This is a genomic window from Myxococcaceae bacterium JPH2 (genome assembly GCA_016458225.1).
In the GTDB taxonomy this organism is placed as follows: Bacteria; Myxococcota; Myxococcia; order Myxococcales; family Myxococcaceae; genus Citreicoccus.
This window is the reverse complement of the sequence record JAEMGR010000030.1, coordinates 16838-39114: the sequence shown is the minus strand read 5'-3', so window position 1 is coordinate 39114 and position 22277 is coordinate 16838. Positions and strand designations below refer to the sequence as shown.

The 22277-nt window shown below is 68.0% G+C and carries 12 protein-coding genes and 1 tRNA gene; 8 read left to right on the top strand and 5 right to left on the bottom strand.

The window, feature by feature from the left end; all coding sequences use genetic code 11:
- Nucleotides 1–11: 11 nt before the first annotated feature.
- On the bottom strand, nucleotides 12–458 hold the full coding sequence (locus JGU66_30220; protein ID MBJ6765060.1) for a nuclear transport factor 2 family protein: 447 nt from the start codon (nucleotides 456–458) through the stop codon (nucleotides 12–14).
- A gap of 133 nt (nucleotides 459–591) precedes the next feature.
- On the opposite strand from JGU66_30220, the gene JGU66_30215 reads away from it, so the two are divergent.
- The gene (locus JGU66_30215) at nucleotides 592–1506 is read left to right on the top strand and encodes a LysR family transcriptional regulator (GenBank protein MBJ6765059.1); all 915 of its coding nucleotides are present in this window, start codon (nucleotides 592–594) and stop codon (nucleotides 1504–1506) included.
- Nucleotides 1507–1684: 178 nt separating this feature from the next.
- Here JGU66_30215 and JGU66_30210 read toward each other — a convergent pair whose 3' ends face one another.
- Nucleotides 1685–2827, bottom strand: a complete 1143-nt coding sequence (locus JGU66_30210) for a hypothetical protein (protein MBJ6765058.1) — start codon at nucleotides 2825–2827, stop codon at nucleotides 1685–1687.
- A 569-nt stretch (nucleotides 2828–3396) separates the two neighbouring features.
- Here JGU66_30210 and JGU66_30205 point away from each other — a divergent pair.
- The gene (locus JGU66_30205; GenBank protein ID MBJ6765057.1) at nucleotides 3397–3951 is read left to right on the top strand and encodes a hypothetical protein; all 555 of its coding nucleotides are present in this window, start codon (nucleotides 3397–3399) and stop codon (nucleotides 3949–3951) included.
- Nucleotides 3952–4284: 333 nt separating this feature from the next.
- Here JGU66_30205 and JGU66_30200 read toward each other — a convergent pair.
- The 3 genes from JGU66_30200 to JGU66_30190 all read right to left on the bottom strand — a co-directional run bounded on the left by JGU66_30200 (nucleotide 4285) and on the right by JGU66_30190 (nucleotide 12331).
- Nucleotides 4285–4358: transfer RNA gene (locus JGU66_30200), tRNA-Arg, on the bottom strand.
- A gap of 101 nt (nucleotides 4359–4459) precedes the next feature.
- Nucleotides 4460–10477, bottom strand: coding sequence for an Ig-like domain repeat protein (locus tag JGU66_30195; GenBank protein ID MBJ6765056.1), 6018 nt, complete (start codon nucleotides 10475–10477; stop codon nucleotides 4460–4462).
- Between the two features lie 30 nt (nucleotides 10478–10507).
- Nucleotides 10508–12331, bottom strand: a complete 1824-nt coding sequence (locus JGU66_30190) for a thrombospondin type 3 repeat-containing protein (protein ID MBJ6765055.1) — start codon at nucleotides 12329–12331, stop codon at nucleotides 10508–10510.
- Between the two features lie 254 nt (nucleotides 12332–12585).
- Between JGU66_30190 and tssI the strand changes: the two genes are divergently transcribed.
- From tssI to tagF, 6 genes are all read left to right on the top strand, one after another.
- Entirely contained in the window at nucleotides 12586–14847 is a 2262-nt protein-coding gene (gene tssI, locus JGU66_30185; protein ID MBJ6765054.1) for a type VI secretion system tip protein VgrG, read from the top strand.
- A gap of 186 nt (nucleotides 14848–15033) precedes the next feature.
- Nucleotides 15034–15618 (top strand): type VI secretion system lipoprotein TssJ, encoded by a 585-nt coding sequence (gene tssJ, locus JGU66_30180; GenBank protein ID MBJ6765053.1) that lies wholly within the window; start codon nucleotides 15034–15036, stop codon nucleotides 15616–15618.
- Nucleotides 15615–16982, top strand: coding sequence for a type VI secretion system baseplate subunit TssK (gene tssK, locus JGU66_30175; protein MBJ6765052.1), 1368 nt, complete (start codon nucleotides 15615–15617; stop codon nucleotides 16980–16982). Before tssJ ends, tssK begins: the two co-directional genes overlap by 4 nt.
- 16 nt (nucleotides 16983–16998) lie before the next feature.
- A complete protein-coding gene (locus JGU66_30170; protein ID MBJ6765051.1) occupies nucleotides 16999–17691 on the top strand; it encodes a DotU family type IV/VI secretion system protein in 693 nt (230 codons plus the stop codon).
- A complete protein-coding gene (gene tssM / locus JGU66_30165) occupies nucleotides 17688–21344 on the top strand; it encodes a type VI secretion system membrane subunit TssM (GenBank protein MBJ6765050.1) in 3657 nt (1218 codons plus the stop codon). The genes JGU66_30170 and tssM overlap by 4 nt, the downstream gene beginning before the upstream one ends.
- Nucleotides 21344–22276 (top strand): type VI secretion system-associated protein TagF, encoded by a 933-nt coding sequence (gene tagF / locus JGU66_30160; GenBank protein MBJ6765049.1) that lies wholly within the window; start codon nucleotides 21344–21346, stop codon nucleotides 22274–22276. The genes tssM and tagF overlap by 1 nt, the downstream gene beginning before the upstream one ends.
- Nucleotide 22277 lies beyond the last annotated feature (1 nt).

Genomic DNA, 22277 nt, shown 5'->3' with positions numbered 1-22277 from the left:
GTCGCACGAACTCACCGATTCGAGGAGGGATGGAGCGCAACTCCAGGGAACGGCGAATCGTCGTGGTAGCTGACCACGAAGCGGCGATGAACAAAGCGCCACGTCCCATCGTCCTGCTTCTCGAGTTCGTCGTGATAGGTGCCGGCGACGCGCATCGAACCCCCGTCAACGAAACGCCCGAACTCCTGCATGGAGGTCCGAGCCGTCGCTCGCTTCTCACCCACGAGGTCCACGACGATGGGGCCTGTCGACTGAATCAGGAACACCGTGGCGCCAATGGTCCCGGTGATCCCCTGTTCGATCGCCGCCCGGCCCTCGAAGCGATGCGTGAAGGGTGGCGAGACCTCCCAGACTCCACGTTCAGCGAAGAGCGCCGCACACCGGGCGGTATCTCGCCGGTTCACCGCGTCGTGGAATCGCTCGATGGTCTCTCGTACAAGAAGCGTGTCGCTCGTCATCTGGGGCTCCTTCACGCAGCTGGTCAGTAGCAGCAGCCAGAGGGCTGTGGTTCGCATGCCCAGAGCAATCTCATTGACCACCCGATGAGTCGAGCGCGTTGTATACAACAAGATGTTGAGTCAGACTTGATGCATGTCGCTCGACGTCAGACACCTGCACCTGCTCGTTGCGCTCGACGAGCACGGCTCGCTCCACGCCGCGGCCTCGCGCCTTCATCTCTCGGCCTCCGCGCTCAGCCTTCAACTGCGCGACCTCGAGGACCAGTTGGGCGGGCAACTGTTCGAGCGGCGATGGCGGCGCCTCCACGTCACGCCCGCGGGCGAACGGCTGACCCGCTCCGCGCGAGCCATCCTCGGGGAACTGGCGCGCACCGAAGCGGAGACACGTGAACTCCTCGCGGGCCGCACGGGCGTGCTGCGAATCACCACCGAGTGCATGCAGTCCTACCGCTGGCTGCCCTCGGTTCTGCAAGGGTGGTCCAGAGCACACCCCAACGCCGAGGTGACCATCGTGCCAGAAGCAGGGCACACACCACTGGTTGCCCTGAGACAAGGCGCGGTCGATCTCGCGGTCGTCGTGGGAGAGCACGGTACGGAGGCACGCCTGCGCTTCACGCCGCTGTTTCGCGACGAGCTCGTCGCGCTCGTCAGCGCCACCCACCCTCTCGCCAGCCGTCGGCGTGTCACCGTGCGCGCGCTCGCACAAGAGGCCTACTGGGGTTCACTCGACAGCTTCGCGCCACAGACCCCGCTGGGCCGCGCCCTGGCCCAGGAAGGACTCACCTTCGCACGCGTCACGCCCCTGCCATTCTCCTCGGGTGCCCCTGTCGAGATGGTCCGAGCCAACCAGGGAGTCACCGTGTGCCCACGCTGGTTCGCCGAGTCGGACCTCGCGCGAGGTGACGTCATCGGCCTGCGCATCGAGCGAGGGCTGTGGCTCCAGTGGTCCGTGGCAACGGCCGAAGCCGGTGGCTCCCCCCTCGCCGACTCATTCGTCGCGGAGATGAAGCGACACTGCCCGCCCGCCGATGCGGAGGTTCGCGGCTGAGCTTACGCCCCAGCACGTCGAGCACCTCTCCGTCGTCGTGCACGTGGTGCGACTGGCACGACGAACCACCGGGGACGCTCGGAAGCGCGGGGGCGCATCCGAGCGTCGGAATGAGTGCCGCGAGCGCTCGTGCCCTGGCTCAAGCGCCCATCAAACGGTTGGCCTTGCTCGTGAGGATTCAGGACTGATGGTGCTGGGAGGCCGTATCTGCCGGCTGAGCCGGGGGGAAGGCGTAATGGACGATGTCCATGGCGTGGTACGAGGCATCTGGATCATTCGTGAGATAGAGCTCCTCCAGATGCTTGGCGAGCAGCGCATCGAGCTGCCCTGACTCCTTCGCCTTGAACTCACCCGTATTGGGGTCCATCAGCCGGAAACCCTGGGGCGACTTCACGAGGCCCAACACGTGGCCGCCCCCCGAATTGGAGAAGAGCGACACGCGATAGAACCCATCGTCCCGCAACGGGGTGCTGAGCTGCTGCATCAGCGCTTCGTGCCCCTGGGCAATCGGCGTTCGGTCCAAGACGTTGGAGGAGTTCAGCCCCGAGCCCCGTGCGTCCTGAAAGGCCTTGGTGTCGTTCTCCAGCTCAGTCAGTTGCTGGCTCCCACGCTGGATGGCCCGCGAGGTCCGATTGGCCTCTGGGACCACGCGGCGAATATTTGCCCGGTGCAAGGCTTCCTTGCGCAAAGGCCACGGGGTGGCCAGCGCCTCGGGGAGCCTGCGTCCATTCCCTACGTCCCGGAATCCAGCCGTCTCTGTTTGCTGTCCGTGCTTCAGGGCCGCCTTGGTCTGCTCGTTCGTCTGGAATCCCTCCAAGGCGCTGACGAGCGTATTGAGCAAATGCATCCGGCCCGCCTGCGCTGCCTGCAACTGGGCGCCTTGCTCCCGAAGGTCCTGTCCTTCAGCGGCGTCACCACGCTGTATATCTTTGACCTGATCAATCGAGGTCTTCAGGAACTCGTGGAACCCTTCGGAGGCCGCATCGAGCGCTCCGTGTTCGAGCCCCTGATTCATGACGTTGATCCAGACGTTGGTCATTCCACTGCAGACCCCTTCTCGGATGTCTGAGTCCTCGGGCTCGTCGTCGAGGATTTCGTTCTGGAAGATGAAGCCCGTGAACTCAACCCCAGGGACCTCCTTTGCCCAAGCGTCGCAGCATTTCAAGACAGCGCGTCGCAGCTGTGACAAGGGGTCATTGGCAAGCTCCTGTGAGGCATGGCTGCTGCCCAGCGCGGCCGGAGGCCTCACGGCCGTCCAGAGCGTTGAGCGTCGGGAGTGGAGCTGCTCCGCATCCGCCTTGGTTTGAAGCAGCTTCTGCATCGCGGTGTCGGGGGGTGCCGCGGCCTTCGTGTCTTTCTTGTCAGTGTGCCAGTCCGGTGCGCCCTTCGCGGGGCTCGCCTCAGGCGTCTTCGATGGATGGGGTGCGGAGGGGGCCTGGGTTGGGGCCTGACGCGTCGTGGACGTCGATGGACTCTGCGACGGGCCCTTCCCCACTCGATAGATCGTCACTCTTCACTCCAAGCGGTCAAACAGCGCAGCGAGCGTACTGGAAGCCTCCATGGCGATGAAGTGACGTTGGCGGCACGCCCAGCGCAGGAGCGCACGTAGCGTCTGGGCAACAACTCTGCGAGAGCATGGCGGCACTTCACCTTCACATGGGGACGATGAAGCCGGGGCACAAGTCCTCCAACCGCACACCTGGGCGCAACACCCATCCCGGTGCTCGACAGGCCGCGAGTGCGAACGCGAGACACAACGAGTACGCGCGCGTGGATGACATCCGTCACACGGACAGGCGATTGAAGACAGTCGTGCCAGCCATTTCGCTCCGTGCGCGAAGCTGCGGTACATCGCACGCAACGAGGGCAGCTCACGTGAGGATGCAATAGATGGGGGAGAAGGGAGCAGCACGCTATCGGGTGCGACGGATTGCGAGGAGACGTGCGCCGACCTCCTCCCCCTCGATGATGACCCACGGGCGCGCGATTCAGCTCCGGCTCATCGGCCTCGCGGCGTTCCTCTGCCTCGCCATCTTGGCGCTCCTCTACAGGAAGGCGGCCGTTCGGTACGGAGATGCCACTCCAGCTCGAGTCCTCGGTGCGCTCGTGGCCCTGCCTGTCATCGCCTTTCTCGTGCGACAGCGCCGGGGGGCAAAGCCCGCCCCGGTAGACTCCGAGTCGACGATCTCTACGCCGGGCATTGAAGGCGAGCTGCGTGACGGCACGCTGTCTCCAGGCGACCTCGTCCTCGAGGGCGAGCACTGGACTACCCTCATGGACAGCGTGCGGTTCGGGGACGTCGCCGGAGAGGCCCACGCGAGGCTTCGGCGCGCCGACTTCCTACAGATGGCTGTCCTCGTGGTGCTGGGTGTCGCGGGAGCAATACTCCTGCTCGCGACACTGGCGAACACAGGGAACATCATCATGTGGCTCATCGCGGACTGAGCCCCCGCTCGCACGCAGCGGTGCACGTCACCCAGGCGGCGCGAACCCGAACCAGGGGACGCTCCCCTCTCCTTCGCTCATCGCCGCCTCAAGCAAGCACAGCGCACACGGGCCACTGCGCAGCGCGAAGTCCACCATCTCGCAGCCGCGACCGAGGCGGCTACTGGCGAGCGAGGAGGATCGAAGTGGCAGCGAGCGCTACCGCGATGCCCTGGGCTACCGACTGAAGTGCTGGGGGGTTCACCGGCAAGGGGCCGGCACGTTCATCCCGGCTCACTCTGTCCGCCCGGCCTTCCGAACTTTGATGCTTGGAAGACCGGGCGGTTAGAGGAGCGCGGGATAGAGGATTCGAACCTCTGGCCTTTGGCTCCGGAGGCCAACGCTCTATCCAGCTGAGCTAATCCCGCAGGCCGATGTAACGGGGGCACAAGTAACCGAAGTCCCCCGCCGAATCAAGCACGCTTTCCGCGAACGGCGAACGGCCGACATCCCCACCCCGGCGCCCTCCTCAGGGAGTCCCCTCCCCGCGCCGCCGCCGAGCCGCCAGGAGCACCAGCCCGCCCAGCGCCACCCCGAGCAGGGATGCATCCCCCGCCCCTCCCGACGCACAGCTCAAGCCGCCGCCCTTCGTCCGGATGTCCCCGCCCAGGTACACCTTCCAGGAACGGCTCACGACCGTCCCCTCGTTGCCCGCCCGGTCCACCGCCCGCACCTTCAGCGTGTAGGTCCCCTCGGAGAGGTCTTCCCTCGCGAACCCGGTGCACGCTTCGAAGTCCGCGCCGTCAAAGCTGCACTGGAACGTGGAGCCCTCCTCGTTCGAGCCGAACTCGAAGAGCACCGAGGACGTCCGAATGCGCCCGTCCGGCCCCGAGACAATCGTCGTCGTCGGCGCCACCGTGTCCACCGTGAACGTCACCTGGTCCGAGAGCGGGCTCGCGTTCCCCGCGGCATCCACCGCCCGCACCGTCATCGCGTGCGCGCCCTGCGTCAGCGCCGACGGCGGCGTGAAGCTCCAGGCGCCGCCCAGCAGCGTGGCGGCCTGAGCCGGGCCGTCATCCACCGACACGAAGACCGTGCTGCCATCCTCCGCCGTCCCACGCAGCTCAGGAGTCAGGGTCCGGAACATCCGGTCCCGAACGTCCGCCGCCACCGTCGGTGCCGCCGGCGCCGTCGTGTCCACCTTCCAGGTGAACGTGGCCGGGGTCGCATCCACGTTGCCCGCGAGATCCTTCGCTCGGACGGACAACGTGTACGTGCCATCCGGGAGCGTCTCCTCGAACGGCGTGGTGCAGACCACGAACGCGGGCGTCGCCGCGAGCGAGGCGAACGAGGCCGCGGCCGAGGCCTGACACTCGAAGGTCACGCCCGGCTCCGAGCTGAACTCGAAGCGAGACAGCGCTTGCGCGGACAGCGCCGCCGGCTTCGTCGCGAAGCTCGTCTCCGGAGCCACCAGGTCCACCACCCAGGTGAAGATGGCGGGCTGCGGATCCGCGTTGTTGAGGCCGTCCCGCGCGCGCACTCCCAACGTGTGCGTGCCGTGGGCCAGACCGAAGAACGTCACCGTTGGATCGCAGCGCGTGTACCCCGCGTTGTCCAGGTTGCACTCGAAGGTCGTCCCCGAGTCCTGCGGCACGGCGGCGAAGCCAAACGCGGCGCTGGAGGAGTTGGAGGGGTTCAGTGGTTGCGTCTGAATGGTCGTGTCCGGCAGCGCACGGTTCACGGTCCACGACAGCGAGGCCGCGGGCAACTCGATGTTCCCCGCCGCATCCGTCGTGTGCACGGTGAAGGCATGCGTCACCACGGGGCTCGCCTGCACGATCGTGATCGAGACGTCGCCATCACAGTCCGCCACGGCGGTCCCATCCAGCTCGCACGAATACGTGACGCCCGACTCGTTGGCCGCGAACGTGAAGTGTGCCCCCAGCTCGTTGGTCACCGGAGGCGGCGTGAGACCGAATGTGGTGACGGGCGGATGCGTGTCCACCGTCCAGGACCACACGGCCGGCGAGAGGTCGACCAGCCCGGTCAGGGTGTCTCGCGCTCGCGCTTGCAACGAGTGCAAGCCGTCATTCACCGGGTACGAGGGATTGCACGGCGCATAGGCCGCGCCATCCAGGCTGCACTCGAAGGAGACGCCCGGCTTCGATGAGTCATAGGCAAACGTCGCGAGCGCCAGGTTCGTGAGCGCCAGGGGCTTGTCCGTGAAGAGCGTATCCGGGACCGCGATGTCCACCGTGAACGTGTGATCCGCGGACTCAGGACTCTGGTTCGTCGCGATATCCACCGCGTGAACCCGGGCCGTGTACTTGCCCGTGGCGAGTTCCTCGGCCTGCGTCACATCCACCTTCCACGTTCCGGAGTTGCTCGAGCGCAGCGTCCACTCGCGAGCCATGGCCGTCGACGGCGCCGGTCCGAACAACTTCAGCACCACGTCCATGTTCGGATCCGCGGTGCCCGTGAGGGTCGGCGTCGCCGTGCCCACGGTGTCGTTCAGCGCCGGGTAGGTGATGGCGGGCGTCGCGGGAGGAATCGAGTCCACCGTGAAGGTCAGCAGGCTCGACAACAAGCTCGTGTTCCCAGCGCCATCCTGGGCGATGGCCTCGACGGTGTAGCTGACTTGATCCAGGGCGCCCGCGGGCGTCAGCGACGAGACCGACCACGCCCCGTTCGCCGCCGCCGTCACAGTCCCCGTCTTGTCCACCACCGTGGAGTTGCTGACGCGCCGCAGACGGATCGTCACGGTGCTGTTCGCCTCCGCGGTCCCCTGAATCACGGGCGAGGTGACCGTCACATATCCCGACGGCGAGCTGACGATGGGCTGCGGCGGCGGCACCGTGTCCACCTGGAAAGTCAGCGAGCTGTCCGCGCTCTCGTTTCCAGCACGGTCCTTCGTGCGGAACGTGAGGGTCTGCGTGCCTTCACCGAAGGACAAAGGCGCATTGAACGTCCACGCTCCCCCTGAACTCACCGTCGCGGTGCCGATCCCCGTGCCCCCCTTCATGATGACCACGGTGGCGTCCGCTTCGGCGGTGCCGCTGAACGTGGGGCTGCCCGTATTGAGCAGCGCTCCGCTCGCGGGGCTGGAGACGACGGGCGCCGCGGGCGCCTGGGTATCCACCGTGAACGAGACCGTTGCCGCCGGGCTGTCGTGGGCGGCGGCATCCGTCGCGATCACCGTCACGGTCAGCGCGCCCTGACTCAAGGCCGGAGCGGTCAGCGCCCAGTCGCCCGTGCTGTTGGCGAGGGCCATGATGACGATGGCCCCCGGGAAGGTCGCCTTGACCGTGGCGCCCGGCTCCGCGGTGCCGCGCAGGAGCGGCGTCGTGGTCTTCACGAACGCGTTGCTGGCGGGCTCGACAATCACGGGCGCTGCCGGAGACAAAGTATCGATACGGAAAGCCACCGAAGCAGAGACGGCGCTCACGTGGCCCGCCGCATCCGTCGCGGTCGCCGTCACGACATACGTACCCCCCTCACTCAAGGGCGTCGCGGGGGTGAGCGACGAAATGGTCCAACCGCCCCCAGCAGCCGCGGTCGTCGAGGCAGTATATGGCCCGCCCGTGGTGGCGCCCGTCGCGGTCACCGCGAGCGACACGAAGCTGTTTCCCTCCGCCGTCCCGGAGAACGATGGCGTCTTGCTCGGCACGGCGCTGCCCTGCGTGGGCTGAGCAATCACGGGAGGCGCGGGCGTTTGTGTATCCATCGAGAAATTCACGTTCGTGACAGCGCTCAGGTTCCCGGCCACATCCGTCGCCTGAACTTTCAACAGATAGGCCCCGTCCGCGAGCGACACCGGGATGTCGAACGAGAAGGCCCCTCCCGTGGCGAGGACAGTCCCCAGCGGCGAGGACCCCAGCGTGAACGACACGGTGCTGCCGGCTTCAGCCGTTCCTGTGACGTGGACGACGTTGGAGGTGAGCGGAGGGCCGCCGTTCACGGGCTGAGACACAGTCGGTGCGGCGGGCGGCGAGACATCCACCGTAAATGTGACATTCGAGGTGCTCGCGTTGCCGTACGCATCCGTCGCGGTCACCACCATCGTGTAGGCCGTTCCATCCGTGAGGTTCGCGGCGGGCTGCAAGTTCCAGAGTCCGGGCCCGGCGCCAGCAGCCACGTTTACCGAGATGGGGCTCGATTGAATGGCTGCGGTCACCCCACTGCCCACCTCCGCGGAGACCTGAACCATCGGCTTCAGGGTAGGGACTCGCGCATTCATCGCAGGCGAGAGGATGACGGGCGCCGCGGGGGGTGTGACGTCCACCGTGAAGACTCGAATGGACATGGGGCTGACGTTGCCCGCCGCGTCCCGCGCCACGGCCTGGATGAAGTGACCACCGCTCGAGGTGAACACCGGCGTCAAGGTGACCGACCAGGTCATCCCCGTCACAGTCGCAGCCTGCGCGGTCGCACTACCATCCACGTAAACGTCCACAGACTGGCCCAGTCCGTCCACCGTGCCACTCACCGGAACCGAACCACCCACCATCTGTTGATGCGTGGGTGAGGAGATGACAGGTGCCGTCGGCGGCACGGTGTCCAACGTCCAGTCAAAGGTCCTCGGTGCCGCGGACACGTTGCCAGCGGCATCCTGTGCGAACACCTCGAAGTGATACGAGCCGTCAGTCGACACCGTTTCATCGTGAGGCATGGTGCAAGACACCGGCCCCGCGCTGCCCAGCTTGCACAAGAACGACGCCGCCACGTCGTCCGCCGCAGCGATGAACCGGACGGTGCCAAAACGTGTCGTCGCGCCGGTCAAGAGGGGCGAACTGTTCGCCGTCGCCAGCAGGCTCGTCACCGTGGGCGCGGTGCGATCCACGGTGAACGTTCGAGGCGGGGCCATCATGTTGGCCAGCCCATCCATCTTGGAGGTGGCTGTCAGGCTGTGAATCGGCGAGGACTCGGCGAGTCCCGACGGAACGGAATAGGAGAAGGTCGTCGTGCCGGCCGGGACGGTGAGCGACGTCAGGAGGACACCGTTCAAATAGAGCTCCACCGTGGCCACCGTCGACCCGGCGCCCGACGAGAAGTGCCCCGTGATCGCTTGCGTCGCGGTCGTGGAGTTGAGCGCGGCTCCCTCGGCCGGGAAGTCAATCGCGACGGTGGGCGCGTTCGTCAACCCTGCGTTGACAACGTTCGTCGTGCCCAGCTGTCCCGCGGTTCCATCCCAGGTGTTCGGACTCGATCCGCCCTTGGCTCCGGCCGTGACAAGGACATCGCCCGCGGCACATGTGGCCGCATTGGGAGCCTGGAGATGAATGCGCCCGCCTCCGCCACCTCCGCCGCTGGCAACCGCGCTGGCGTTGCCTCCACCACTGCCACCCGTCGCTTTGAACACGACATCGCCACAGGTCAGGGTGCCCACGACGCGAACGGAAAGCGTTCCGCCCGCACCACCCCCTGCGCCGCCAGCATGCGCCCCCCCCGCAGTGCCATTCGCACCGTTGGCGCGAATCTCGTGCGTGCCAGTGCCTGACTTCGCGATGGCGTTGGCGCGAATGTAGATGAGACCACCGCCCGCTCCGCCCTGAGAGGTCGCGGCCGTGTCATCAACATGTCCTGAGCCACCGCCGCCTCCGAGCGTCAGGCGCTGCGTCACCGTGTAGGTGATCTGCGCGCCGCCACCTCCGCCCGAGCTCGCGGTGGACGCGCCATTCTTGCCTCCGCTTCCACCGATGTTCCCATTGCCGCCTCCGCCGCCTCCGCCTCGAAGGCAGTAGCCCGCACCTCCGGCGTTGCCAACGCTCGCCCCGCCTAGCGGATTCGTCCCGCCACTGATGGCTGAGCTGGTGATCACACCGAAGCGGTCGTAGGCGAACCCCTCTCCCTTGAGCGCTCCCCACACAGCACTGTCGTTCGCGCTCGCGGTGCACGCATTCGCCCCGCTGGTGTTGTCGTCATTCACTGGCGAGGTGCCGCCGCGATACACGAACACCCCTCCGCGAAAGCCCTTTCCACTCGCGTCGATGGCCGCGTTATCCGCCAGCGTCACGGTGCCAGTCGCGAGGAAGGCCAGGATGCCGCCCGTGCGACCATCCCAGGCGGGCGGAGAAATCGTGGCGGAGGCCTGGACCGTCACATCATTCCACTCGGGTACGCGAACAACCTGGGCCCCCGGTGACACGTAGGAATTCACCAGCGGCTTGGTCAAGCCGATGCTCGAGGAGGACACCGACGCGACGACCGCGAACTCCCACTTCCCCACGGACGAGGTCGATGCATCCAAATCAAACGGCGAGGCCGACCCGGGCGTGAGCCCCGACTGCGCCGTCTGGATCACCATCACGAGATCGCCCACCGCGATGGATGACTCATCCCCCGTGCGGAACGTCACGGCCAGCGCCGAAGTCCCGCTGTTCGCATTCGCGGTCAGCCACGCGTAGCGATTGACGGCCTCGCCATTCGTGTACGTGTGATCCGTCGTCGTCTGGCGTCCCAAGAAGAACGTATCCAGCTCGGACCGCGCCGCGAGGGGGGCGAGCACGATGAGCCCCAGCACCAGCGCCTTCATGAGCGACACTTTCATGGTCTCTGCTCTCCTGGCACCCGGCTCGGCTCAGGGCCGAGGGGCCCCCGCCTTCTCGAGTTCCGGATCCACGATGACGAAGTCCACGCGCCGGTTGTTCTCCCGGCCAATGGACGTCGCGTTGCTGTCGATGGGGCGGTCCTGCCCGTAGCCCTGCGACTGCAAACGCTCAGCTGGGACCTTCTTCTGGATGAGGTACTGCCGCACCGCCTCCGCGCGCCCCTGCGACATCCGGCGGTTCGCGTCGGGGAAGCCTCGGTCGTCGGTGTGGCCGCCCACCACGACGAGCGGCATCTCCGGGTGCTCCAGGATGACGCGCGCCACCCAGTCCAACAGCTCGAACGAGCGCGACTGGATGCGCACCCCGGCCGCGTCGAAGAACACCTTGCCCTGCAACACGAGCCGGTCCCGCTTCAGCTCCACCAGCGGCTGCACGTGCTGCGGGCACCCGAGGTTCTCCACCGTGCCCGCCTCGTTGGCGCAGCTGTCCGCGCGGTTCGGCACGCCGTCCTTGTCCGTGTCCGACTCCGGGCAGCCATCGCGCTCGGGAGGACCGGCCTCGTTGGGGCACGCGTCCTTGTCGTTGTCGATGCCGTCCTTGTCCGTGTCCCGCACGGGGCAGCCTCGGTTGTCCGCCGGCCCTGGCGCCGTCGGGCAGCTGTCCACTTCGTCGGGCACCTCGTCCTTGTCCTGGTCCTGCACCGGGCAGCCCTGACGCGCCGCGGGCCCCGGCTCCACCGGACACGCATCCAGCATGTCCTCGATGCCGTCGCCGTCCGTGTCCTTGGCCGAGCAGCCCTTGCGCTCGACACTGCCGGGCTCGGTGGGGCAGCGGTCCACGCCGTTGCGCACGCCGTCCCCGTCCTCGTCCATCTCGGGGCACTCCTCCAGCGTGTGCACGAGCCCCGGCTCGCAGTTCACCGAGGACTCGCCCGGCCCGCGCCGAGGCGTCACGCCGCCGAAAGCTCCCCCCATCATCAGCCGGAACAGCGGCGTGCCCGGCGCTGACCCCACGCCCATGCCCGCCAACCCGAACAGCTCGAACGAGGGATTGACGAGGTAGCGGAAGCCCGGGAGCAGCTCCGCCGCGCCCGGCTGCTTCGTCAGCGGCACCATGCCGCGCACGTTCAGCTCCCACCGCAGGCGGCGCCCCGTGGTCGACAGCGCGGCCCCCACCCGCAGCTCGTTGCCGAGCTGATCCTCCGAGGCACCGAGTTGCCGGGTGATGGCGATGCTCGGCCGCTGCAGGAAGCCCACCTCCAACCCCGCGCGGATGAAGCCGAAGTGACGGCCCACCATCAGCCGGGGAGACAGCCGCCAGCCGCCGGGGTCCCTCGCGAGCACCGCCTCACTGCCCACTGGCAAGCCCGCCCCCAGCTCCGCCGCCACGTCCACGCCGCCCGCGTCGTCCTGCGTGAGCAATCCCACGCGCAGCGACACGCCGGGCGTCCCGAGCCCCACATGTGAAGGCTGCTCGAACCCGGAGTCCGCCTGGCTTCCGGTCATCTGGAAGGCCACCAGGGGCAACTGCAGCCCCACCTGGAGCCAACGCGTGGGGGCGTAGGCCGCCGCGACATGCAACGTGGCGCGTCCACTGACAATCGTGAACGTCTGCCCATCCTGCTCGAGTTGGAGCGGGGAGTGGGCGTAGTGCGCGACCACCGAGCCCCGGAACGTGCCGGGTGGCATCAGCTCACCCAATCCCAGCAAAAGTGAGCCTTCCGCGCCCGGATTCAAGTCCAGTCGCTCCAGCTCGAACGTGCGCAGGGTCGACGAAATCTGAGCCAGCGCGGCCGTCGAGGTCAGCGCAAGCGCCAGCGCGGCGGCGCGGCGCAGGGACGTGCGGAGTCTCATGGTTCTCCCAGATGGAACATTGGCCTTGGGTGCTCTGGACACGCCCGAGTGCCACAGGCCGCCCCCCTACGAGACGGACTCTAACGCGACCCGCCCTTCCGTTGTCACGGACCCGGCGTTTGAGATGGCGGCCACGGGAGCGTGCGTCAATTGTTGTCAGCCCCCCTTGCGACACACTTTCACGGCATGCTTTGAAGGCGTGTCGAGCCTGCGGTCCATCTCGGACCTGGCGCTCACGTCCTGGGGGATCTCGAATGATCGCGAACGCCGCGTTGCTCGCCAATCAGGCCGAGTTCGAGTTTCAAGCCGGCCCCCTCTCCGCGGACGAACTGGCCGTGCTGGGCTTCGAGGCGGAGGAAACCCTCTCTCAGCCCTACTCTGTCGAGGTCGCGCTGGCCGTGAAGCCAGAGGTGGAGGTGGATGAGAAGGCCTTGCTCGGCAAGGACGCCCTACTCACCGTCCTACTCGGCGACGGCGCGCGCTACTTCCAGGGCATCATCGCCCGCGTGACGCGCTGGGATGAGGGCAGCGGCCCCGAGCGCCGCCGCTACCGCGCCACCGTCGTGCCCAAGCTCTGGACGCTCAAGCACACGCGCAAGAGCCGCATCTTCCAGAACCTCACCGTCCCGCAGATCGTCCACAAGGTCCTGGACGAGGGAAAGGTGGAGCACGAGCTGTCGCTCACGGGGACGTACGTGAAGCGGGAGTACTGCGTGCAGTACCGCGAGTCGGATCTCGACTTCGTGTCGCGGCTCCTCGAGGAGGAAGGCATCTCCTACTTCTTCACGCACACCGAGGACGCCCACAAGATGATCCTCGGCGATGGCGTCTCCGCCAACCCGGACATGCAGGGCGAGCCCAAGGTTCTCTTCCGCGAGCGCTCGAAGATGGTCGCGGCGCACGAGTACATCCACGAGCTGGTGGCGCGCACGGAGGTGCAGCCGGGCGCCGTCATGCTGCGCGACTTCAACTTCACGAAGCCCACGCAGAGCCTGGCGGTCACCCAGAGCGCCGAGGGCGGCGAGGCCGCGCTGGAGATCTACGACTACCCGGGCCGCTACGACGCGACGGGCGCGGGCAAGTCGCTCGCCAAGGTGCGCATGGAGGAGCTGCGGGCCCGCGTGGAGACCATGACGGGCGTCAGCTACTCGCGCCGCATCTGCGCGGGCCACCTCTTCGAGGTCTCCGACCATCCCGACAGCCGCCTCAACATCCAGTACCTGCCGGTGTCCGTGCGGCACGTGGGGCACCAGTCCGAGGGCCTGCTGTTCGAGCAGTCCTCCACGCGCCAGCAGGAGTCGTACCGCAACGAGTTCGTCCTCCAGCCCGCCAGCGTGCCCTTCCGTCCGCCGCGCGTGACGCCTCGCCCCGTCATCCCCGGCGCGCAGACGGCCATCGTGGTGGGCCCCGCGGGCGAGGAGATCCACACCGACGAGTACGGCCGCATCAAGGTCCAGTTCCACTGGGACCGCGAGGGCACGCAGGACGACAAGAGCTCCTGCTGGATTCGCGTGAGCCAGTCCTGGGCCGGCCCCAGCTGGGGCGCGCTGTACCTGCCGCGCATCGGGCATGAAGTGGTGGTGGAGTTCCTGGAGGGCGACCCGGACCGGCCCATCGTCACGGGCAGCGTCTACAACGGCCAGAACCCCACCCCGGTGGACCTGCCCGGCGAGAAGACGCAGAGCACGCTGCGCTCCAGCTCCAGCCCCGGCGGCGACGGATCCAACGAGCTGCGCTTCGAGGACGCGGCGGGCTCGGAGCTCGTCTACCTGCACGCGCAGAAGGACTTCAACATCGTCGTCGAGAACGACAAGGACCAGCTCGTCGGCGGCAACGAGTCGCTGCTCGTGAAGAAGGACCGCAGCCGCGTCATCGAGGGCAACCAGGCCCTGGTGGTGAAGAAGAACGACGACTCCACCATCTCCGGCAACCAGTCCCTGGAGGTCACCGGCAACCGCTCCACCACCGTGGTGGGCAACCACACGGAGTCGGTCACCGGCGATCAATCCATCAGCGTGAGCAGCAACCAGGCCGTCTCCGTAGCGCTCGCCTCGGCGGAGAACGTGGGCCTGGGGAAGATGCTCAACGTGGGCGGCGCGCTGGCCGTGACGGTGGGCGCGGCCTTCAACGAGCTGGTGGGCGGCCTCAAGTCCGAGCAGGTCGGCGGCGCCAAGGTGGAGATGGTGGGCGCCAAGAAGTCGGAGATCGTCAAGGGCTCCCGGACCCTCCAGGTCGGCGGCGACCTCTCCGAAGAGGTGGCGAAGACTCGCACACTCAAAGTGGAGAAGGACTTGCTCTTGAGCGTGGGTGGAAAGCTCAACCACGCCGCCAAGGACGCATACGCGGTGTCCGCCAAGGAAATCGCGCTCGTGGCCGAGGACCAGTTCACCCTCAAGGTCGGCAAGGCCACCATCCAGGTCAAGAAGAACGGCGACGTCGTCATCTCGGGCGCCAAGTTCGAGTTCACCGCCGACGGCGACGTCATCATCAAGGGCTCGAAGATCAGCGAGAACTGAGGGCGGGTAAAAGCAGACACCCTGGGGTGGGTTGAATCATTTCATTGTGTCTGGCAGTTTACGTCCCGCGCAAAAGCATGCGGGACATTCCCGCGGGGGGGATCAGCGCACGTGCAATGGACGCGGAAGTTGGCGCAGGAGCACTCCAGCCTCGGGGCCGGCGTGAGACATTCCTGGACCCGCCCCCTGCTCACGGTCGCCGTGATTGTCTTCACCTGTGCCACGGGATGTATCAAGCGGGTGGCCGGGCCGTGTGAAACACCGCCGCCCTTCCAGGTGGTGGTGGATCCCTCCGAGCAGCTCAATCCCGATCAACGCGGGCGCTCGATGCCCACCGTGGTGCAGATTGTCCAGCTCAAGGACAGCGTCCGGCTGGAGCGCGCGGGCTTCAAGGATTTGTGGGGCCGGCCCGAGGAGTTCCTGAAGGATGACTTGCTCCAGGTGGCCGAGCTGGTCGTCGCCCCAGGCAAGCCGATGAAGCGCTGGGTGCAGCGTGATCCCAAGGCGCACTTCGTGCTGGCCATGGCGCAGTTCCGGCAGCCGCTCGGCTACGCGTGGCGCACGGTGGCGGTGCTGCCGCCGGTGGAAGCCGACCAGTGCGTGGAGCGCCCCGCGGGACAGCAGTCCGAGCCCAAGAGCGGAGACGAGGTGTTCCGCTACCGGCTGCAGGGCTACCAGATTGACCTGATGCTCCGGCCCGTCTCGCAGGGCCCGGAACCGCGGCACAACCCCCAAGCTGGCGACGAGCCGTCGCCCCGGAGAGGTGCATGAAGTCCGTGCAGCGCGTCGTGTGGTCCGAGGGCATGTTCATGAGCCCTCACCACCTCCAGCAGCAGGACCTGTACCACGAGCTGCTCCTGGAGATGCGGCTCGGGGCGCTGGAGCCGTATCCCTGGGGCGTGGTGGGGATGGAGGTGGACATGGAGGCGCTGCGCGCGGGCACGTTCCAGCTCGCGCGCTTCGTGGGCGTGCTGCCGGATGGGCTGCCGGTGTCCTTCGAGTCCGGGGACGCCGAGGCACCTCCGGCCCGGCCCGCCGACGGCTACTTCCCGCCGGCGCAGCGCACGCTGGAGGTCTACCTGGGCGTGCCGCGCGAGCGCAGTGGCGTGGAGAGCTACGGCGCGGGCGACAAGATTGGCGGCAGCCCGCGCTACTCGCCGAGCGCGCGCCCCATCAGCGACCTGACCGCGTCCACGTCCATCGCGCAGGTGTCGTTCGGCCAGCGCAACGTGCGGCTCTTGTTCGGCACCGAGTCGCGCGACGACTTCGACACCGTCAAGGTCGCCGAGCTCACGCGCGACAAGTCCGGCACGCTGGTGCTGGTGGACGCGTACATCCCCCCGTGCCTGCGGGTGGATGCCTCGCCGTACATCATGAACGAGGTGCGCACGCTCTTGCGGCTGATGGTGTCCAAGCAGCGGCAGCTGTCTTCGCGCCGGCGCCACCGCGACGCCTCCGCGCTGGAGTTCACGCCCTCGGACGTGACGCTGTTCCTGGAACTCAACGCGCTCAACGGCGCCATCCCGCTGCTGCAGCACACGCTCGACGCGGGCAACCTGCGCCCGCGGGACTTGTACCTGGCCCTGTCGCAGTGCGCGGGCCAGCTGTGCACGTTCTCGTCGGTGGCGGACCCCAGCACCCTGCCCGCCTTCCAGTTCACCAACCTGCGCACCACGTTCGAGGAGCTGTTCCGGCGCATCGCGGACCTCATGCGCTCGGTGGCCCTGGAGCAGTGCCTCACGGTGGGGATGGAGGCCGGCTCGGACGGCATGTTCCGCGGCAAGCTGGAGGACGAGCGGCTGGAGCGCTGCGGCCAGTTCATCCTGTCGGTGCGCAGCGAGCTGTCCGAGAAGCTGGTCGCCGAGCAGCTCCCCAAGCTGTCCAAGGTCGCCAGCTGGGACGACATCCGCAACCTGGTGCGCGCCGCCGCGCCGGGCGTGCCGCTGGCGGTGACGTACCGCCCGCCGCCCGAGGTGCCGGTGCAGCCGGGCGTCGTCTACTTCAGCCTCTCCCTGCAGGACACGTACTGGAAGAACGTGATGCGCGACCGGAACCTCGCGCTCTACCTGCCCCACCCGTTCGACGCGAGCCGCACGACCGTGGAGCTGCTCGCGGTCCCCACCGCCAACCGCTAGCGCAGGGCCTCCGACCATGGATCGAGTGACCGAAGCGACCAAGGATTGCCTCGACGCCGCCATCCAGCTGCGCAACTCGGACGCGACCGCCGTCCCGCCGCCGGAGACGCTGCATCACCGGCTGCGAGGCGTGGTGGACGAGATGCTCCGGCGCGCCGCCGTGCTGGGCTTCAGTCACCAGGACGCGCAGGACATGGCCTACGGCGTGGTGGCGCTCATCGACGAGGTCGTCCTCAACCGGCCCGAGGAGTACCGCCAGTTCTGGATGACCAACCCGCTGCAGCTCCACTACTTCAACGAGAACATCGCGGGCGACGGCTTCTTCAACCGGCTCAACACCATCCGGAAGGATCCGCACCGCGCCGAGGTCCTCCAGGTCTACTACCTCTGCATGCTCTTCGGCTTCCAGGGCCGCTACCGCATCCGCGGCGGCGAGCTGGAGCTGATGACGCTCATCGACACGGTGCAGAAGGACCTGGAGCGCGCCAAGCCCTTCGACTTCGACGTGCTGTCACCGCACGGTGACCGGCCCACCGAGACGCTGCTGTCCCAGAAGAAGAAGGCCTCGGTGATGACGCTGTCCGCGGGCGCGCTGGCGCTGGCGCTGCTGCTGTACGGCGGGCTCGTCCTGACGCTGAACAACAAGGTGTCCACCCTGCTCAAGGACATCGAGGTCCACATGGCCAAGAACACGGGGGGCGGCAAGTGATGCCCTTCCTCCTGTATCTGATGGGACTGGCCGGCGTGTCGTGGGCGGCCGTCACCCAGCTGGGCGTCCCCTGGCAGCTGGTGGCGATCGCCGCCGCGGTGCTCACGGCGCTGGTGGCCGGGGTGATGCTGCTCATCAAGCGCATCCGCTCGCGCCGGGCCGCCGCCAAGCTGGAGGACGCGCTCGCCGAGCAGGCCGAGGAACAGGCCAAGACGGTGCGGCCGGACCTGCAGCCCGAAATCAAGGCGATGCAGGGCGAGTTCACCAAGGCGGTGGAGGCGCTCAAGGCCTCCAAGCTGGCGCGCGGTGGCAAGGACGCGCTCGCCGTGCTGCCCTGGTACCTCATCATCGGACCGCCGGGCGCGGGCAAGACGACGGCGCTGCGCAACTCGGGCCTGAAGTTCCCCTACCTGTCCGCGCGCGGCGGCGGCATCCGGGGCGTGGGCGGCACGCGCAACTGCGACTGGTGGCTCACCAACGAGGCCGTCATCCTCGACACGGCCGGCCGCTACACCTCGGGCGAGGAGGATCGCCCCGAGTGGCTCGCCTTCCTGGACACGGTGTCCAACCACCGCCCCAGCCGCCCCATCAACGGCCTCATCGTGGCCATCAGCGTCAGCGAGCTGATGGGCGCGGATCCACAGGCGGTGGGCGAGATGGGCCAGACCATCCGCGAGCGCCTGGATGAAATCACCACGCGGCTGAAGATGCTGGTGCCCGTGTACGTGGTCGTCACCAAGTGCGACCTGTTGCCCGGCTTCGTGGAGATGTTCTCGGACCTGTCGCGCGTGGAGCGCGGACAAATCTGGGGCTTCACCGTCCCCATGGAGCAGCGCGCCGAGGCGAGCACGGACCTGTTCCGCGAGCGCTTCGACGAGATGCTCAACGTGGTGGAGCAGCGCGCCCTGCGGCGGCTGGGCCAGGAGCGACGGCTGGAGACGCGCGAGCGCATCTACCAGTTCCCGCAGCGCTTCGACTCGCTCCGCAAGAACCTCACGGAGATGCTCCAGCCGCTGTTCCTGGAGAACGTGTTCCAGGACACGCCGGTGTTCCGCGGCCTGTACTTCACGAGCGGCACGCAGGACCTGCGCGCGGTGGAGAAGGTGTCCCCCACGGCGGCGGACCTGTTCGGAAGCACCAACGGCAAGCCCCAGGTGGAGGGCGCCACGGAGGGCCGCAGCTACTTCCTCTGGGACGTCTTCACCAAGGTGATGTTCCTGGACCAGAAGATGGCCGTGCGCAGCTCGCTCGAGGAGGCGCGCGTGCGGCGGCGGCGGCTCGTCCTGGCGAGCGCGGCCTTCGCGGCCACCGTCTTCTTCCTGCTCTTGCCCACCCTCTCCTATTTCCAGAACCTCTCGCTGGCCAACGACGTCAAGGACGCCATCACCCGCGTGACGTTGGATCCGCGCGATGACATCCAGCGCGTGGAGGACCTCACGCCGCTGCGTCAGGAGCTGCAGCGGCTCACCGAGGACCGGGACCACGGCGCGGCCTTCTACATGCGCTTCGGCATGTATCAGGGCGAGCGGCTGCTGGCGCCCGCGCAGTCCTTCTACAACACGGCGCTCCGGCGGGTGCTGCTGGGTCAGCAGTTCGAGCGCATCGAGCAGGGCCTGGACCTGTTCGGCAAGAACCCCAACCTGCTGGAGATCAAGAGCGAGGCGGACTACCGCCAGCACTTCGAGGAGTACCGCCAGTACTTCGAGGACCTGAAGCTGTACCTGCTCGTCACCCAGCCGCGCGACCAGCGCGAGCCCGAGCTGGATGAGCAGCAGCAGGAGTGGCTGGTGCGGCAGATTGTCAGCCACTGGAAGAACGTGCGCGGCGACGCGAACATGGAGGCCGTCACCAAGCACGCGGCCACGTACATCCAGATGCTCGCGGGCGACACGGGCATGGCGTTCCGGCGCAACACCAACGTGGTGCGCGGCGCGCGGCGCTCGCTCAACAACGTGCCCCTGGTGCGGCTGGAGCTGGCGCAGCTCGTGGCCAACGTGAGCAACGAGTACCCGGACGTGACGCTGGAGCAGCTGGTGGGCGCCATGCCGCAGATGCACGCGGACAAGCGCGTGCGCGGCGCCTTCACGCGCAACGCCTACGAGCAGGTGGTGCGCCAGCGGCTGGACAGCGCGTTCCGCGACCGGCAGGCCTGGGTGTTGGATCGCGACGACAAGCTGAACGAGGAGCAGTCGCGGCGCGAGCTGCGCACGCGCTACTTCGAGGCGTACATCCAGGAGTGGACCGACTTCCTCAACGCCATCCGCGTGCAGTCCCCCGAGGACCTGTCGCAGACCGAGGAGCTGCTGGCCAACCTCACGCGCGGCAAGCCGCCGCCGTATGGCCGGCTGTTCCGCTCCGTCACCTACAACGCGCAGCTGGAGAAGCGCGAGGTGCCCGCGGCGGCCAGCAGCAGCGGCGTGGGCAAGGCGCTGGCGGGGCTGTTCAAGAAGGGCGAGGAGAAGGTGGAGGCGCGCCGGGAGCTCGTCGATCCGGACTCGCCCTCGGGGGAGAAGGAGAAGACGGCGCGCGACGTGGAGCGGGAGTTCGCGTCCATCGTCCGCTTCACCACCGAGGCGTCGCCCACCGAGGACCAGCAGGAGAAGCTCACCCCGCTGGACTTCTATCAGGACCAGCTCGCGCTCGTGCAGCTCACGCTCCTGGAGGTGAAGGACAAGCCCTCCGAGGCCGGCAAGCTGCTCGACAAGATCAAGTCCACGCGCGACACGGTGGAGCTGCTCGTGCGCAAGCAGGAGGGCAACACCGCCATCTTCGAGCGGCTCCTCTTGCCGCCGTTCCAGGAGATGCGCAGCGTCGTCTTCCGCGGCGTGGCCGAGGGCAAGAGCAAGCTGTGGTGCGAGCAGATCGTCGCGCCCTTCGCGCAGTCGTTCCTCAACCGCTATCCCTTCGTGAAGAGCTCGCAGAAGGACGCGCCGCTGCCCGAGGTGGCCGAGTACCTGCGCCCCGAGGGCGGCACCGTGCGCAAGTTCGTCAAGGAGCAGCTCCTGGAGGACGTGGTCCAGACGGGCCGCAAGTGGGAGTTCACCAGCTCGGGCACGAACATGTACCGGCCGGACCTGCTCAACTTCCTGGAGAAGAGCGGCGCGCTGGCCACCACGCTGTTCCCCGGCGGGGACACGGTGGATCCGCTCGTGCGCTTCCAGGTGCGCGTCCGCGCGGGAACGTCCGCGGACACGTCCGCGTCGGAGATCTCCTCCATCACCCTCACGCTGGACGGTACGGACGAGATGTACCGCAACGGCCCGGATACGCAGTGGAAGCAGATGATCTGGCCCGGGCAGGCGGGGAAGCTGGGCGCGCACATCCACGTGGAGAACGCGGGGGGCGCCACGGCGGACATCGACGAGCCGGGTGAGTGGGGCCTCTTCCGCCTGCTCGAGCGCGTGAAGCGAATCGAGCCGAGCGCGGACGGCCGCTACTTCACCGCCACGTGGGAGGTGGAGGAGATGAACGGCGCGCTGCTCGCCATCGACTTCCGGCCGGAGCGCACCGCGAACCCGTTCTTCGGCCTGGCTGGCAACACGTCCAAGCTGCTCGCCATCTTCCGCGACCCCGGCCTACAGCCGCCGCGCGGAATCTCGCGCAACAAGTCCGGCTGTGGCGGCGAGCTGCTGTCCGCTGATGGGTCACCCTGATGGCGGAGTCCTCGTCGCGCATCGGGCTGTTGGGCAAGACGCCCCGTCAGGCGGAGTTCATCCGCCTGCACGCGGCCACGCCCCTCGCGCTGCGCCTGCATGGGTGGCTGGAGGAAGGCGTGGAGCGTGCGCGGCGGGCGCGGGTGGCCTTGCCCTCCCAGCCCGTGCGCTTCGTCTTCACGCTCCCCGGCGCGAAGCAGGTGCTCGTGGGCTTGATGGCGCCCAGCCGCGACAGCGTGGGCCGAGACTTCCCGCTCGCCGTGTTCGCCGAGGTGCCCAGCAATGTCGTCGCGGGCCGCGGCGCGCTCGTGCCGGAGGGCTTCCGGCCCTTCTTCCAGGCGGCCACCGCGCTGGTCGAGCGCGCGGCCGAGATGGAAGTGACGCCGCTCTTGGAGCACGCCACCGCGCTGCCCCTGCCCGGCCCCGGAGACCTGGGGACCGCGGAGCGACTGCGCGTGGGCGCGCTGACGGGCCACGGCCCCGCGGAGCTGCTCAGCCCCATCGTCGAGGGCACGCCCGATGGCGGCCGCTACTACGCGCTGCACACCTTCCTCACCGCGTGCGCCGGTGAGCGAGGCCGCGAGCAGTCCGCCGCCACCGTGGGGCTGGACTGCCCCTTGTCCGCGAAGGTGGGGCCCGTGCCGTGGCTGGAGCTGGCCACGCGCCTGCTGAAGTGGAACACGCTGCCTCCCGCCTTCTTCTGGTCCGAGGGTGACGCGCCTCGCCTGCTCCTGTGTCTGGGCGCGGCCACGCCGTCCTACTTCCTCCACCTGGCCCAGCCCTCGCGCCCTGGCGCGCAGGTGTGGCCCCTGCGCACCGAGCGCCCCGCCGCGCTCGCCCAGGCCCGCGCCGCGCTCTCCGCCACGCAGCGACAAGTCATCGACTCACCCACCACCTCGCTCGAACACCTCCTGCGCGCACTCGCGCGCTGAG

Coding starts and splice junctions, on each gene's coding strand:
- JGU66_30220 (MBJ6765060.1), bottom strand. CDS start 458: ATGACGAGCGACACGCTTCTTGTACGAGAGACCATCGAGCGATTCCAC.
- JGU66_30215 (MBJ6765059.1), top strand. CDS start 592: ATGTCGCTCGACGTCAGACACCTGCACCTGCTCGTTGCGCTCGACGAG.
- JGU66_30210 (MBJ6765058.1), bottom strand. CDS start 2,827: ATGCAGAAGCTGCTTCAAACCAAGGCGGATGCGGAGCAGCTCCACTCC.
- JGU66_30205 (MBJ6765057.1), top strand. CDS start 3,397: ATGGGGGAGAAGGGAGCAGCACGCTATCGGGTGCGACGGATTGCGAGG.
- JGU66_30195 (MBJ6765056.1), bottom strand. CDS start 10,477: ATGAAAGTGTCGCTCATGAAGGCGCTGGTGCTGGGGCTCATCGTGCTC.
- JGU66_30190 (MBJ6765055.1), bottom strand. CDS start 12,331: ATGAGACTCCGCACGTCCCTGCGCCGCGCCGCCGCGCTGGCGCTTGCG.
- tssI (MBJ6765054.1), top strand. CDS start 12,586: ATGATCGCGAACGCCGCGTTGCTCGCCAATCAGGCCGAGTTCGAGTTT.
- tssK (MBJ6765052.1), top strand. CDS start 15,615: ATGAAGTCCGTGCAGCGCGTCGTGTGGTCCGAGGGCATGTTCATGAGC.
- JGU66_30170 (MBJ6765051.1), top strand. CDS start 16,999: ATGGATCGAGTGACCGAAGCGACCAAGGATTGCCTCGACGCCGCCATC.
- tagF (MBJ6765049.1), top strand. CDS start 21,344: ATGGCGGAGTCCTCGTCGCGCATCGGGCTGTTGGGCAAGACGCCCCGT.